13 protein-coding genes and 1 tRNA gene are annotated in these 14,377 nt (G+C 32.6%); 2 read left to right on the top strand and 12 right to left on the bottom strand.

Annotation, left to right across the window (positions count from 1 at the left end; translation table 11 throughout):
- Nucleotides 1-26: 26 nt before the first annotated feature.
- The 10 genes from ES045_RS06560 to ES045_RS06515 form a co-directional block, all read right to left on the bottom strand.
- A complete protein-coding gene (locus tag ES045_RS06560; protein ID WP_147114268.1) occupies nt 27-317 on the bottom strand; it encodes a TIGR03643 family protein in 291 nt (96 codons plus the stop codon).
- Nucleotides 304-726, bottom strand: coding sequence for a hypothetical protein (locus ES045_RS06555; protein WP_147114266.1), 423 nt, complete (start codon nt 724-726; stop codon nt 304-306). Before ES045_RS06555 ends, ES045_RS06560 begins: the two co-directional genes overlap by 14 nt.
- A gap of 88 nt (nt 727-814) precedes the next feature.
- Nucleotides 815-2,305, bottom strand: a complete 1,491-nt coding sequence (locus ES045_RS06550; protein WP_147114263.1) for a cryptochrome/deoxyribodipyrimidine photo-lyase family protein — start codon at nt 2,303-2,305, stop codon at nt 815-817.
- A complete protein-coding gene (locus tag ES045_RS06545) occupies nt 2,295-3,827 on the bottom strand; it encodes a cryptochrome/photolyase family protein (RefSeq protein ID WP_147114260.1) in 1,533 nt (510 codons plus the stop codon). The genes ES045_RS06550 and ES045_RS06545 overlap by 11 nt, the downstream gene beginning before the upstream one ends.
- 1 nt (nt 3,828) lies before the next feature.
- Entirely contained in the window at nt 3,829-5,139 is a 1,311-nt protein-coding gene (locus ES045_RS06540; RefSeq protein WP_147114257.1) for a DASH family cryptochrome, read from the bottom strand.
- Nucleotides 5,109-5,252 (bottom strand): DUF2256 domain-containing protein, encoded by a 144-nt coding sequence (locus ES045_RS06535; protein WP_147114254.1) that lies wholly within the window; start codon nt 5,250-5,252, stop codon nt 5,109-5,111. The genes ES045_RS06540 and ES045_RS06535 overlap by 31 nt, the downstream gene beginning before the upstream one ends.
- A 29-nt stretch (nt 5,253-5,281) precedes the next feature.
- On the bottom strand, nt 5,282-6,703 hold the full coding sequence (locus tag ES045_RS06530) for an SDR family oxidoreductase (RefSeq protein ID WP_147114250.1): 1,422 nt from the start codon (nt 6,701-6,703) through the stop codon (nt 5,282-5,284).
- 9 nt (nt 6,704-6,712) lie between these two features.
- Nucleotides 6,713-7,333, bottom strand: coding sequence for a flavin reductase family protein (locus tag ES045_RS06525; protein WP_147114247.1), 621 nt, complete (start codon nt 7,331-7,333; stop codon nt 6,713-6,715).
- Nucleotides 7,333-8,637: an ABC1 kinase family protein gene (locus ES045_RS06520; protein ID WP_147114244.1), complete on the bottom strand. Its 1,305-nt coding sequence runs from the start codon at nt 8,635-8,637 to the stop codon at nt 7,333-7,335. The genes ES045_RS06525 and ES045_RS06520 overlap by 1 nt, the downstream gene beginning before the upstream one ends.
- A 7-nt stretch (nt 8,638-8,644) precedes the next feature.
- A complete protein-coding gene (locus tag ES045_RS06515) occupies nt 8,645-9,298 on the bottom strand; it encodes a TetR family transcriptional regulator C-terminal domain-containing protein (protein WP_147114241.1) in 654 nt (217 codons plus the stop codon).
- Nucleotides 9,299-9,510: 212 nt separating this feature from the next.
- Here ES045_RS06515 and ES045_RS06510 point away from each other — a divergent pair, with 212 nt between their 5' ends.
- Complete coding sequence (locus ES045_RS06510; protein ID WP_147114238.1) at nt 9,511-10,605, top strand: formylglycine-generating enzyme family protein; 1,095 nt, start codon at nt 9,511-9,513, stop codon at nt 10,603-10,605.
- A gap of 68 nt (nt 10,606-10,673) precedes the next feature.
- Here ES045_RS06510 and ES045_RS06505 read toward each other — a convergent pair.
- A tRNA-Pro gene (locus ES045_RS06505) sits at nt 10,674-10,751 on the bottom strand.
- 188 nt (nt 10,752-10,939) lie between these two features.
- On the opposite strand from ES045_RS06505, the gene trxB reads away from it, so the two are divergent.
- Entirely contained in the window at nt 10,940-11,887 is a 948-nt protein-coding gene (gene trxB, locus ES045_RS06500) for a thioredoxin-disulfide reductase (protein ID WP_147114235.1), read from the top strand.
- Nucleotides 11,888-11,962: 75 nt separating this feature from the next.
- Here trxB and katG read toward each other — a convergent pair whose 3' ends face one another.
- Nucleotides 11,963-14,155: a catalase/peroxidase HPI gene (katG, locus tag ES045_RS06495; RefSeq protein WP_147114231.1), complete on the bottom strand. Its 2,193-nt coding sequence runs from the start codon at nt 14,153-14,155 to the stop codon at nt 11,963-11,965.
- Between the last annotated feature and the right edge of the window lie 222 nt (nt 14,156-14,377).

The following is a 14,377-nucleotide window of genomic DNA, read 5'->3' as shown; positions in this document are numbered from 1 at the left end:
AAATCTTTAAGCAAAGCACTATTTTATTATCTTTTTGCTATTGCGTTACTTGATATTGCTTTTTGTCTCGAGCATTTAAACCTTCCTTTTTCGAAGGACCTTAACTTCTCGTGCTTGGTTTTTCTTCCTTGAACTCTTTTTCGCCACATTTTGAAACTTTTAAGTTTCATTTCTCTCCGCATTAAATTGATAACTTCTTGCTCTTTTAAACCAAATTGAAATTCAATTGCTTCAAAAGTTGTTCTGTCTTCCCAAGCCATCTCTATTATTCTATCAATAGATATGCCATTTAGTTGATTTGTGTTATTGAAAGTCATATTCTTTGTCGTTTTCTATTTTAAAACCTATAATTTTATCGAGAAACTTCTTATTATCTTTCAACATGTTATTGTTTTTAAATCTTACGAAGTTTCCTTGTGCATGAATACTAAAACCAGCCGTTTTGTATGTGTGCAGCTGATAGTAAGGAATTGCCCAACTATAATTTTTTAAGCCTTTATTGATGTGAACTATAATGCCTTTTTCTCTAAGCTCTATATTGCCATAATTAATATCTGAAATAGAATTCATCACTGTTAAAAAACCATGGCTAACCTCTTCTATTATCATTCTTTTAGAACCTGTGCCTCCTTTTTTAATAGATTGAATAAAAGAGTAGGGTTCACCTAACAAATCATTCATTGTTGCTGCTGCATCTTTGTTTTTATTTGTTGTGTTAAATATCATTACCCAAAGGTACGAAAAATATAATTATGTTTAAGTGTTTTTTCAATAAGTTAAACAAAAATAAATAAAATAACAAAATTGACCCAGTTTACTCTGTTTTAGTCATTTTGCTTCTGTTAGATAGCGTGTGTTTTTTTAAAATTCGTGAACTCTCTGTTCTTACGGTAGAATTATTTTTTAAGTTCCATAAAGTATCGCTCGCTTTTTTTCTCGCAACTTTAAGTGCTACAATCGGATTTGGATAATCTACACCTAGTTCAAAATTATTAAATTGTTGATCTAAAGGGGTCATTAAATAAGGTTCGTGCACAAATGGTGTAGCTAGGTGTGCTAACTCTGGAATCCATTTTTTTATGAAAACACCCTCTTTATCATGTTCTAAGCTATTTTTTACAGGATTGTAAATTCTAAGAATATTTATTCCTGTTTCGCCTGCATTCATTTGCAACTGAGGAAAATGAATTCCTGGTTCAAAATCTAAAAAAAGAGAAGATAAGTGTTGGGATGCTGCTTGCCAAGGTTGCCATAAAATATGCGTAAAGAAAGAAACCAACATGGCGCGCATTCTAAAATTTAGATAACCCGTTTCTTGTAAGCAACGCATACAAGCGTCTATTAAAGGAAAGCCAGTTTCACCTTCTTTCCAAGCTTTTTGGTATTCTAAAGAAATGCCTTTCTTTAATTTATGATAGCCTTTATTTATACTTGCGTTTTCCATGGTGTGTTCCATTTCAAATTTCTGAATAAAATGTGCTTGCCAACGCAGTCTAGAAATAAAAGCGTCTAAATGTCTTTTATTGGCAATTGTTTTATGTTTTGTTGCTTCTTGAAAAATTTGACGAATAGAAATATTTCCCCAAGCAATATAGGGCGACAACCTGCTACAGCTTTCTCTAGCTAGTTGAGGTTTAGAGATATTGAACATATATTTTTCATGACGGTCTTTAAAAAAAGTATGGGCATACCTCCATGCCATTTTTGTACCTCCTTTTTGAAAAAGGGTGTCATTATTTGTAGTTAAATCTACTGTCTTAAAATTTTTTTCGAGTTGATTGATTTCATCAATTGTAAGCAATTTATCAGTATTCAAATGATTTTTAATCTGAGGTGCGTGCATATAATCATCCCATCTGTCAAACCAGTCTTCTCTATTTGGCAAACCTCTTAAAACACCGTTATTACTGTTTTCAACCCAATTCATCAAATTATTACTGCAATATCTGGTAAATTCTTTATCTCTATTATAGGTAATTAACAAACCCGTTTCTTGGTGAGAAAAAACAGTATTAATTTTATACGAATTAAAAATTTGATTGAAAGCCGTTACAACTTCTGTTTCTACACAAAGAATTTTGGTATTGTACTTTTCTAAATCGGTGTTTAGAGCGACTAAAGATTGTTTTATAAAATTCCAATGGCGCTGGTTGTAATGGGCATCTTTTATTAAAGAGTTTTCTAAAACATATAAAAAAAGTACGCGCTTGTTTGCTTTTAAGGCATTGTAAATTGCCTCGTTATCTTGCAAACGCAAATCTCTTTTAAACCAAACAACATGTATTTCTTCTCTATTAGTATTCATCTAAATTATTAATAATATGGTTCGCTTTTTCTTTAATTTTTAGGCGATCTTCAGAAGACATTTTGTTTAATAAGCTATACATCATTTTCATTCTGAAGTTATTTGCTAATTTTTCTTTTTTTTCGTCTAAAAAGTTCCAGTAAAGTGTGTTAAAAGGACACGCGTTGTCTTCGAATTTCTTTGTTTTCTTATAGACACAGGCATCACAGTAATTGCTCATTTTACCAATATAACTTCCACTAGAAACATAAGGCTTTGTCGCAATTTTTCCTCCGTCTGCAAACTGACTCATACCACGCGTGTTTGGTAATTGAACCCATTCTACGGCGTCTACATAAATGCCTAAATACCATGCGTCTATTTCATCTGGATGAATCTGTGTTAACAGTGTAAAATTACCAGTAATCATTAATCGTTGAATGTGATGCGCATAACCATTGTCTAGTGAATTGTTAATGGCATTTTTAAGACAATTCATCTTTGTTTTACCTGTCCAAAAAAACGCTGGTAGTTTATTTGTGTTTTCGAGAAAGTTTTCTTTTTTATAGTCTGGCATTAACATCCAATACATGCCTCTCATATATTCGCGCCAGCCTAAAATTTGTCTTATAAAACCTTCTACTTGAGAGATGTGGATGTCATCTTCTTGTTCTCGATATTTTTTTAAAACTTTTGCGATAATTTCTTTCGGAGAAACCATTTTTGTATTCATTGCAAAAGAAATTCTACTGTGGTAAAGATAAATTTTATCTGTATGCATTGCGTCTTGATAATCGCCAAAATGAACCAATAAATGTTCACAGAAATAATCTAATTGTTCTAAAGACTGTTCTCTAGAAATTGGATATTCGAAATATTTAGGATGGATGTTTCCGATAGATTTAACCCCAGCTTTTTCAATAGCCGCAATAATCTTTTCAACATCGTTGTCAAAACTTATTTCTTGCGGAATTAATGTGTCGCCTTTCCATTTATTTCGATTGCTTTTATCATAATTCCATGTACCACCTTCGGGTTGCTTATCAACCATTAATATTTGATGTTTTTTACGCATATCACGATAAAAATGCTCCATCAAAAATTGTTTTTTTCCTTTAAAGAAAGTTTTTAAATCGTCTCTTTCGGTATAAAAGTGTTCCGTAGAAAAAACGTTAGATTCAATATTTAAAGCTGAACAAAAATCTTTTAATTGCTTGTCTAGGCGGTATTCATCCGGAGATAAATATTCAAATGTATGTATGTTATTCTCTTTAATTAAGAGCGATAAATTTTTTGTTAGATTTTGGGTGTTGATAGTATCATTTATATGAAAATAAACAACCGTATGTTTTTTATTTTTTAATTCTGCTGCAAAGTTTCTCATTGCAGCAAAAAAACCAACAATTTTTTGAATATGGTGTGTTACATAATCTGTTTCCTGACGCATTTCAAACAAACAATATATGGTGTTTTCATCTGTTTCTGAAAACCAAGAATGTTCGCTGTTTAATTGATCACCAAGAATTAAGCGTAGTTTTTTCATATTAAAAGAGTCTTTTTTCTAACCACAATTTTCTAAACTTATAATTAGTATCGTAGCGATCTGCTTGTAGTTTTGTGTTGAATTTTCTATTTCTTGGGTCATTTCCTACACCAGCAACATACATCCAATTTCCGTAATTGCTATGCACATCATAATCTAATAAAAGAGACTCAAAATAGGCAGCACCAATTCTCCAGTCTAGCAACAATTCTTTAGCAAAATAAGATGCTGCGTTCTGTCTTCCTCGGTTGCTCATCCAGCCAGTTTCTTTTAATTCTATCATGTTGGCATTTACAAAATCGTCTTTTGTTTCTCCATCAATCCATTGCTGAATCAATTGTTTGTCATAATTCCAAGTATAGTTTTTACCTAAAATTCCGCCGATTTCAAAAATTTTAGAATTGTATTTTAAAGAAATATATTTAAAATAGTCTCGCCAAATTAATTCAAAAACCACCCAATAAGTAGATTGATTAGCACCAAACTCCGCTTCAAATTCCTTGATTTTAAAATAAATAGTCTTCGCAGATAAACTTCCGTTAGCCAACCAAGGCGAAAATTTTGTACTATAATCTATGCCAACTAAGCCGTTTCTTGTTTTTTTGTAGAAAGCAACTTTCTTAGTTTCAAAAAAATAAGCATTTAAGCGTTCTAAAGCGGCTGTTTCTCCGCCGGAAAAAGGGAATGCGGTATTTGCATGAGTTTCAAAACTTTTAAAACCGAGGTCTTCTAAAGTTGGAACTTCTGTATTATTTTTAATTAAATTATCTAAAAGTTGTTTGGGTATGGAAACTTCAGGTTTAATTTTTACTGTTTTTTCTAACTTTTTTCTGAAGAGCGTAAACACATCCGGAATTTTAGAAAAACCTTTAGAAACTGAATCAGGATGGTATAAAAACTGGTCATAATCCTCAATAAAGGAAACGTTGTTAGCAACTGTGTTTTTTACAAGATTATTAGTAGAAACTTCCTCTAGAGTCCATTCTTTTTGAGTGTAGATGGTATCGATAGAAAATTCATCAAAAATTTTATGAATTTTCTCTTCTGGACTTTCAAAATAAGTAAGGAGCGTGATATTTAATTTTGATAAATTATTTTTTAAATCGATAATTGTTTCGATAAGAAATTTTGCTCTAAATTTTGCTGTTTTCTGAAAACCAAATACATCAATTTTAAATAATTTAGGGTCAAAAAAATAAACAGCAATTACTTTAGAATGATGTTCTATTGCTTTTTTTAAAGAGTTGTTGTCTTGTACTCGTAAATTAGTACGAAACCAAATTAAGCTTGTGTTGTCTTGTTTCTTCTGCATCTTTCACTACAATATTTAACATTCTCCCAATTTTTTTGCCATTTTTTTCGCCATGTAAAAGGTTTGTTGCAAACAAGACATATTTTTTCTGGTAGTTGTTGTTTTTTATGCATCTTCTAACTTAAGATAAGAGAGACTTTTCTTATTTATTAATGTTGTTGATCATTCCGTTAAAAACAAACCAATGAAACGGAATTACCGAGTACCAATACAATCTACCTGCAAGACCATGAGGTCTAAAAGTTGCTGTTTGATAAATAGTGCCGTCTTCTACTTTAAATTCTAACCAAGCTTCTCCTGGTAAAACCATTTCTGCGTAGAGTAAGAGCTTCCCGTTTTCTTTATCTGCATATATAACGCGCCAAAAATCTAAAGCATCACCCGCATTTAATTCGGTTGGGTGTCTTCTTCCTCTTCGCAAACCTGCGCCACCAAAAAATTGATCTACAAAACCACGAATTTTCCATAAAAAAGTACCGTAATACCAACCGGTTTCACCACCAATTGCCCAAATCTTATCTAAAGCTTTCTCTCTGTTTTTTACTTTTCTCTTTTTAAAATCTTTAAAACAACCATATTCTGGAACATTTACAAATTCATGAACGTAATTCTTTAATTTTCCACTACTTACATAAGAATCTTTCCAGCTAGAAACAATGCTGTTTTGTTCAATTTTTCTGAAAGCTAATTTTACAGCTTTCTTGTAAGACATTGGTTTTACATCTAACAGTGTATTGATGTTACTTTTTACTCCAATAACTTCCACCCCCATAGAATTAACCAAAGTACTCGCCAATTTATAGGAGGTTGAGGTAACAAAGTACAACCAGTAAGAAGATAATTTCGGCGTCATTACGGGAACTGTAAGTATGTATCTTTTTAACTTTCTTACATCTGCAAACTGCAAAAGCATTTCTTTGTAAGTGAGTACTTCTGGGCCAAAAATATCATGTGAAGTATTGTATAATTCTTCTCTTGCTAAAGATCTGTGTAAAAAAGACAAAACATCTCTAATGGCCAAAGGTTGTGTTTTTGTATTTAGCCATTTGGGAGCGATCATTGCAGGCAATTTTTCTACAATATCTCTAATGATTTCAAATGAAGAACTTCCAGAACCAACAATAATACCTGCTTTAAAAGTGGTAAGCGCATATTTTTCTGATGCCAGGGCTTTTTCTACGTTTTTTCTAGATAATAAATGTTTAGAAAGTTTAGTGTCGTTGGTAATTCCGCTTAAATAAATAACTTGTTTTACATCGGATTTTTCTGCAAAATTTTTAAAATTGAAAGCACATTTTTCTTCTAAAGCATGAAATTCTTTAGCTGAATTAGACATCGAATGAATTAAGTAATAAGCAGCATCTATATCTTTGGGAATGGCGTTTAAAGTCTTTTCATTTAGAAAGTCTGCTTCTATTAACGTTACATTTTTTTGATTTTTATAGTAGCTTTCTACCCTTTTCTTATCTCTAACAGGGCAAACAATTGTGTGGCCGTCATTTAATAATAACGGTATTAATCTTTTACCAATATAGCCAGTAGCACCTGTTACAAGAATTTTCATACGTAGTTTTTATATTTTTTTGGGTCTCTGATACGAAAGTTGTTTCTTAAATTTCGGAATCGCATACGTATCTAAACCATTTATTGTCGCTATTTTTCCTTTGGATAAATTAATCAATCCATCTTTTTCTAGCAGTGCGTCATCAATATATAGTTCTTGAATCTCAGCAACAATTAGCATCACATCGTTTGAAGAAACATACACTTCTTCTATAAATTTCATACTCATTTGCACGGGAGAATCTTTTACAAAAGGAGCTTTGAAATCCCCTTTGTAAACTGCTTCTAAATTGGTAACATCAAATTCTGAAACTTCCTTTGGATATTTTGCTGATGTATGATGTGCATCATCAATTATAGCTTCATGAATATGGTTTATGGTAAATACACCAGCATCTTTTATGTTTTTATAGGTGTCTCTAGGAACTGTTGTCGGGCGTAAAATAAAACCCAAAGTTGGGGGATTAGAACCTAAGTGGGTAACCGAGCTAAAAACCGCAACATTTGCAATTCCTTCTTCAGACATTGAGCCTAATAAATTTGCAGACTTAAAACCAGAGCAGCTATTAATAAGATTTATTTTATAAATCTTATCTAAATTTTCAATCTCTTTAAAAGTGAAAAGTGCCATTATAGAGATTTAAAGTTATTAATTTTTATATTCTTTGCTTTTAAATCGTGCATTAAATTAAACAAACCAAAAAACGTTCTGTTAATGTAAATAAAGTGTTTAGAACCTCTATTACCATTCATGTTTTTTAGTTCGGTGCTTTTTGCATACTTGCTTCCTAGATCAGAAATTTTACCAAAAAAATCTTCATCTGAAAAGTCGAAAAACTCTTGGTGTAAGGGTTGTGTAAAAAGGCTTAACATTTCATGAAACATCGCTCTAAAAAAGTCTAACTCTTCCTTAGAATCATCTTCTCTTAAAATTTCTAATTCATATAATTTTTTTTCAAAAAGTGCAGGGTCAGAAATGTTTTCTGGTTTTGCCAATTCAAAATAAGGCGTGTAAAATTCCATTGGAATGGTTTTCATACAACCAAAATCGATTACAATCAATTCATTTTCTGGTGACACCAAAAAGTTTCCAGGATGCGGATCTGCATGGACTTTTTTTAATTTATGCATTTGAAACATATAGAAATCCCACAGGGCTTGTCCTAATTTATTAGATATTTCTGGGTCTTTTGTCGAGAATTCAGATAAGTGAACACCATTCATCCAGTCCATTGTAATAATTCTATCCGAAGATAAATCAGCATAATACTCTGGGAAATTTAAATTCGGAATGTGTTTACAAGCCGCTACAATTTCCTTACTTTGTGCTACCTCTAAAATATAATTTGTTTCTTCAACTAATTTACTCTCAACTTCTTCAAAATATTTATCAGAATCTTTTCCTCTAATATTAAACATTTTAATTGCAATTGGTTTTACTAAAGATAAATCTGAAGCAATACTATCTGCAACACCCGGGTATTGAATTTTTACGGCTAATTTTTTACCGTCTTTTTCGGCCTTGTGAACTTGACCAATACTTGCTGCGTTTACAGAAACAGCATCAAATTTGTCATATATTTCGTTCGGATTTTTGCCAAAATATCTTTTGAAAGTTTTTGTAACTAAAGCAGGAGAAAGTGGTGGTACAGAAAATTGCGAAAGCGAAAATTTTTCTACGTACGCTTTCGGTAAAATGCTTTTTTCCATGCTAAGCATCTGTGCAACTTTAAGTGCAGAACCTTTTAATGTTTTTAAACCGTCGTAAATATCTTCTGCATTGTTTTCATCCAATCGAGCTTTCGCTTCTAATTCTGTTTTGGTAAGCTTATCACCATAATATTTTAAATAATTTACACCAATTTTAGCTCCAGTTGTTACTAACTTAGAGGCTCTTTGTATTTTTGATGTTGGTATAGAGTCTATTGTTTTCATCGCTTCTTTAATTGAAGTTAATTTTTTCTTTTAAAATAAATTTGCCAAAATCGATAATACTTTTCAATGGTTTTATGTCCATTAAATCGAAACGAGCATTGATAGATTTTTCTATAAAAATATCTGTTTTTTCAAACGAAGGAGAGGTGTCATCCAACCAAAACTTCATCGTAATTACCAAGTGTAACCAAGAAGATTCTTGAATTGTTTTATCTTGAATTTTGCCTAATTTCTCCTGATTTAGATCAATCTTCTCTATTCCGATGTTATTTACAAAAGTTTTATAGTCTTGCTTTAGGTGTTTAAAAGATTTTAAGTTTTTTAAATCTCCGTTTTCTTTGATAGCGTACACAACATAACTTCTGTTAGCCGTTAACATTTCAAAGAAGGTAAAGTAAAAACTTAACAACTTATTTCTTGCATCGTATTCTGGGTATTCTTCACTTTTAGCTAAAACCTTAATAGTGTTGTTGAAGAACTCACTAAATATAGATTCTTCTATAGCTTCAAAAGAACCATAAAATTTATAAAAATCTGCTTCTTCAAAATTATTTTCTTTTGCGAAACTGAATACAGATTTGGGATCATGATTATTTTCTAGCACAAACTCCATGTACCAAGAAATTAAATTGTCTTTTGTAATGTTTTTCTTGCGAGCCATAATTATTAAATTTTAGGTAAAGATACAAATGTTTAACGAAACAAGTTATTCATTAAACAGAAATTATGAGAAATAAATCACACTGAAGTATTTCAATAAAATTAGAATGATAAATACCAATAAAAATAAGGGTTTTATTTCAATTCATAATGTAATTTAGCAACTAGTTTACAGAAAAATTTTAAGTGAATAAGTAATTTTAATTTTAAAATATGGCTTTTAAGTATAAGTTCCCTTTGGTACTGCAATTCGTTTTTTTAATCCTCTTTATTTCTTGTGATAAAAAGAAAGAAACTAAAATTAAAGAGAACAAAGCAAGGGCAATAAAAGAAGTTGTTAATGTGAAAACACCTGAAGGGATGGTTTGGGTGGCATCTAAAGCTTTTTTAATGGGAGCTAAAGAAGGAGATAAATTTGCAATGATGCGAGAAAAACCAGCTCATGAAGTGTATGTAGATGGTTTTTTTATAGATGTACATGAAGTTACAAATAAACAATTTAGAAAATTTGTAACGGCAACTAATTATATAACAACAGCTGAAAAACCTATTGATTGGAATGAAATTAAAAAAGATTTACCTGCAAATACCCCCAAACCAGCAGATTCGATTTTACAACCCGGAAGTTTAATTTTTAATAGACATGCTGGTAAAATAGTTTCCATGAATAACTACCAACAATGGTGGACTTGGAAGATTGGTGCAAACTGGAAACAACCAGAAGGACCTGGAACTTCTATACATGGAAAAGATAATTTTCCTGTCGTTCACATTAGTTTTGATGATGCTTTGGCCTATTGCAAGTGGTCTAATAGAAGATTGCCAACCGAAGCAGAGTGGGAGTCTGCCGCGCAAGGAAATAATACAAATAATACATTTACTTGGGGAAATAATCAAGCAGAGTTAAATGCAAATGCCAATACTTGGCAAGGGCAATTTCCTGTAACAAATCTTTCGGAAGACGGATTTGAATATATTTCTCCAATTAAATCATATCCGGCTAATAATATTGGCTTGTATGATATGGCGGGTAATGTTTGGGAAATTACGTCCGATTTATTCAATGTAAATTATTATCAAAATTTAAATCCGAATGAGGTCTTAAACAATCCAACAGGTGCAAAGGCTTCTTATACGCCTTCCAATCCATCTCAAGTAGAATATGTTATGAAGAGTGGTTCTTTTTTATGCCATGAATCTTATTGTGCAAGTTTTAGAATTTCTGCAAAAATGGGCATGGAGCCGAGTTCAAGTTCAGATCATATTGGCTTTAGGACAGTTGCTACTAAACAGATGCTGACGAAATAAAAAGAGTTGTAATACTTCTGTAAAGCAAAAAAAAACCTTGATAAAATTTATCAAGGTTTTTTTAGTTTTGGTCGGGGTGGCAGGATTCGAACCTGCGACCTCCTCGTCCCAAACGAGGCGCGATGACCGGGCTACGCTACACCCCGAAAATGATTACTCATTTAAGGACTGCAAAGATACACTCTTTTTAGAAAGAAACAACCAATTTGGTAATTATTATTCAATAGGTGCTGTTAATTTAATTTAACTATGTTTTCATTATAAAAACTTATAAACATTCGTTCTTTAAAGGTTTAAAAAATAATATTTTTGTTATCCATAAATTAAAGAAAAAATGTCAGATACAATAGAAAAAATAAAGTGTTTAATTATAGGTTCTGGTCCTGCAGGATACACTGCCGCAATTTATGCAGCGAGAGCAGATATGAAACCTGTAATGTATACAGGAATGCAAATGGGAGGTCAATTAACTACCACAACAGAAGTAGATAATTTTCCTGGTTATGCAGACGGTACAGACGGAACTGCAATGATGGAAGATTTAAAAAAGCAAGCAGAGCGTTTTGGTACAGAGGTGCGCTTTGGCTTAGCTACAAAAGTAGAATTAAATGATAAAGTTGGTGGAGTTCATAAAGTTATTGTGGATGAAAACAAACATATTGAAGCTGAAACTATAATTATTTCTACAGGAGCTACTGCAAAATATTTAGGTATAGAAAGTGAGCAACGTTTAATTGGAGGTGGCGTTTCTGCTTGTGCAACCTGTGATGGTTTTTTCTATAAAGGACAAGACGTTGTTGTTGTTGGAGCAGGAGATACTGCTGCAGAAGAAGCTACTTACTTATCTAATATTTGTAGAAAAGTTACCGTTTTGGTTCGTAAAGACTACATGAAAGCTTCTAAAGCAATGCAACATAGGGTTCATAAAACTAAAAATATTGAAGTTTTATACAATATGGAAATCGATGAGGTTTTAGGTTCTAATGTTGTTGAAGGGGTGAGGGCTATAAATAATCAGACAAAAGAAACTACAGATATTGCTGTAACAGGTGTTTTTATTGCTATTGGACATACACCAAACTCAGATTTATTTAAAGGTGTTTTAGATATGGATGAAACGGGGTATTTGATTACGAAAGGAAAAACGACAAAAACGAACTTACCTGGAGTTTTTGCTGCTGGTGATATTCAAGATAAAGAATATAGACAAGCTGTGACTGCTGCAGGTACAGGTTGTATGGCTGCTTTAGATGCAGAACGATATCTAGGTGCTTTAGAATAATTTTTCATCAAAATAAAAGTAAAAAAAAAGAGATTACAACGTTGTAATCTCTTTTTTTTTGCAAAATAAAGTAACTTATTTTTTAATATCAAACCTGTCAAGATTCATCACTTTTGTCCATGCGGCAACAAAATCTCTAACAAACCTGTCTTGTCCGTCATTTGCGCCATACACTTCTGCAATTGCTCTTAACTCTGTATTAGAACCAAAGATTAAATCTGCACGAGTTCCTGTAAATTTCACCTCATTCGTTGTACGATTACGACCTTCAAAAAAGCGATCATCTTCTGAAGTTGCCTTCCAAGTATACGTGAAATCTAAAATATTTTTAAAGAAATCATTTGTTAAACTTCCAACGGTATCTGTAAACACACCGTAGTTAGAACCATCATAATTAGTACCTAAAACACGCAGTCCGCCAACTAAAACGGTCATTTCTGGTACAGATAGGGTTAGTAAATTTGCTTTGTCAATTAATAAATCTTCAGCAGCTATTTGTAAATCAGATTTAATATAATTTCTAAAACCATCCGCCAAAGGTTCTAAATATCCAAATTGCTCAATATCTGTTTGTTCTTGTGAAGCATCTCCTCTTCCTGGAGTAAAATGAATCTCACTAGTTTTTCCAGTATTTTTAATAGCTTTCTCTACACCAACATTTCCAGCTAAAACAATTAAATCTGCCATAGAAATTTCAGCATTAAAATCTTTTTTAATTTTTTCTAAAATGAATAAAACTTTATTTAATTCTTTTGGATTGTTTACGTCCCAACTTCTTTGTGGTTCTAAACGCACACGTGCTCCGTTTGCGCCACCTCTTTTGTCAGATCCTCTATAAGTAGATGCAGAAGCCCAAGCGGTAGTTACTAATTGTGAAATTGATAAACCAGAATTCGAAATCATTTCTTTTAAGGTAGAAATAGCTGTCTCACTTAAAGTATAATCTACTGTAGGAATTGGATCTTGCCATAATAATTCTTCCGTAGGAACTTCAGGTCCTAAATAGCGAGAAACAGGGCCCATGTCTCGGTGGGTTAATTTGTACCAAGCACGAGCAAATGCCTCTTCAAATGCTTTATGATCTTCATGAAAACGCTTAGAAATAGCTAAATAAGCAGGATCTACTTTTAAAGCGATGTCTGCAGTGGTCATCATTAAATCTTGTCTGCCGTTTGCATCTCCAGCTTTTGGAGCTCTTTTAGCATTGGATGCTGCCGTTGGTTTCCATTGGTGAGCACCTGCCGGACTTTTGGTTAATTCCCAATCGTAGTTTAATAAAACATCAAAATACTCATCATCCCAACGTGTTGGGTTCGGTGTCCAAGCGCCTTCAATACCACTCGTAATGGTGTCATCTAAAACGCCAGTACCAAATGAGTTTTTCCATCCAGTACTCATTTCTTCAATAGGTGCGCCGTGTGGTTCTTTTCCAACAAATTTGTTAGGATCTGCTGCTCCGTGTGATTTTCCAAAGGTATGTCCTCCAGCAACAAGTGCTACTGTTTCTTCATCATTCATTGCCATTCTACCAAATGTTTCTCTCACGTCATGCGCAGAACCCATCGGGTCAGGGTTTCCGTTAGGTCCTTCTGGGTTTACATAAATCCATCCCATCATTACCGCTGCTAAAGGATCTTCTAAGTCGCCATTTTCATAACGATCTGTATTTTCTCCCCATTCTGTTTCACTTCCCCAGTAGGTATCTTGTTCTGGCTCCCAAACATCTTCACGACCTCCAGCAAAACCAAAAGTGGGGAATCCCATAGATTCTAGAGCGCAGTTTCCTGCAAGAATCATTAAATCTGCCCAAGAAATTTTATTACCATATTTTTGTTTGATAGGCCATAATAGTAAACGTGCCTTATCTAAGTTTCCGTTATCTGGCCAACTATTTATAGGAGCAAATCTTTGGTTACCAGACCCTGCACCTCCGCGACCATCTCCAACTCTATACGTACCAGCACTATGCCAAGCCATACGAATCATAAATCCGCCATAATGACCATAATCTGCTGGCCACCAATCTTGTGAGTCTGTCATGAAATTTAAAACATCTTGTTTTAACGCATTATAATCTAAACTATTAAAGGCTTTTGCGTACTCAAAATCTTCTCCCATCGGGTCAGATTTTGTTGCATTCTGACGTAAAATATTTAGTTTCAGTTCATTTGGCCACCAATCTCTATTTTTAATACCACCACCAGAAGTTTGTTTAGTGGTGCCGCTAAAAAAAGGGCATTTGCTAATATCTCCGCTATTGTTATCCATATACTATATGTTTTTAAATTTAATTTTTGGTAAAATTACACTATATACAAATCGATTAATTATAAATAAAATTGATTGTTTTTATTTTAAAATAAATATAATTTATTTAGAGATAAAGTTACGTAATTTTTTGAATACAGACATCAAATAGCGTAAGACTATGAGGTCTTTAATTAACTATAATTAAAATTGATGATAATATCAGAAGTTACCATTAAAATA

The sequence above is a fragment of the Polaribacter sp. IC073 genome (genome assembly GCF_007997075.1).
GTDB lineage: Bacteria > Bacteroidota > Bacteroidia > Flavobacteriales > Flavobacteriaceae > Polaribacter.
Note: the sequence above shows the minus strand (reverse complement) of the source record. Positions and strands in the feature narration are given on the sequence as shown.

Excerpts from the sequence above, each read along its gene's own strand:
- ES045_RS06560 (WP_147114268.1), bottom strand. The coding sequence starts at position 317 with ATGACTTTCAATAACACAAATCAACTAAATGGCATATCTATTGATAGA.
- ES045_RS06555 (WP_147114266.1), bottom strand. The coding sequence starts at position 726 with ATGATATTTAACACAACAAATAAAAACAAAGATGCAGCAGCAACAATG.
- ES045_RS06550 (WP_147114263.1), bottom strand. The coding sequence starts at position 2,305 with ATGAATACTAATAGAGAAGAAATACATGTTGTTTGGTTTAAAAGAGAT.
- ES045_RS06545 (WP_147114260.1), bottom strand. The coding sequence starts at position 3,827 with ATGAAAAAACTACGCTTAATTCTTGGTGATCAATTAAACAGCGAACAT.
- ES045_RS06540 (WP_147114257.1), bottom strand. The coding sequence starts at position 5,139 with ATGCAGAAGAAACAAGACAACACAAGCTTAATTTGGTTTCGTACTAAT.
- ES045_RS06535 (WP_147114254.1), bottom strand. The coding sequence starts at position 5,252 with ATGCATAAAAAACAACAACTACCAGAAAAAATATGTCTTGTTTGCAAC.
- ES045_RS06530 (WP_147114250.1), bottom strand. The coding sequence starts at position 6,703 with ATGAAAATTCTTGTAACAGGTGCTACTGGCTATATTGGTAAAAGATTA.
- ES045_RS06525 (WP_147114247.1), bottom strand. The coding sequence starts at position 7,333 with ATGGCACTTTTCACTTTTAAAGAGATTGAAAATTTAGATAAGATTTAT.
- ES045_RS06520 (WP_147114244.1), bottom strand. The coding sequence starts at position 8,637 with ATGAAAACAATAGACTCTATACCAACATCAAAAATACAAAGAGCCTCT.
- ES045_RS06515 (WP_147114241.1), bottom strand. The coding sequence starts at position 9,298 with ATGGCTCGCAAGAAAAACATTACAAAAGACAATTTAATTTCTTGGTAC.
- ES045_RS06510 (WP_147114238.1), top strand. The coding sequence starts at position 9,511 with ATGGCTTTTAAGTATAAGTTCCCTTTGGTACTGCAATTCGTTTTTTTA.
- trxB (WP_147114235.1), top strand. The coding sequence starts at position 10,940 with ATGTCAGATACAATAGAAAAAATAAAGTGTTTAATTATAGGTTCTGGT.
- katG (WP_147114231.1), bottom strand. The coding sequence starts at position 14,155 with ATGGATAACAATAGCGGAGATATTAGCAAATGCCCTTTTTTTAGCGGC.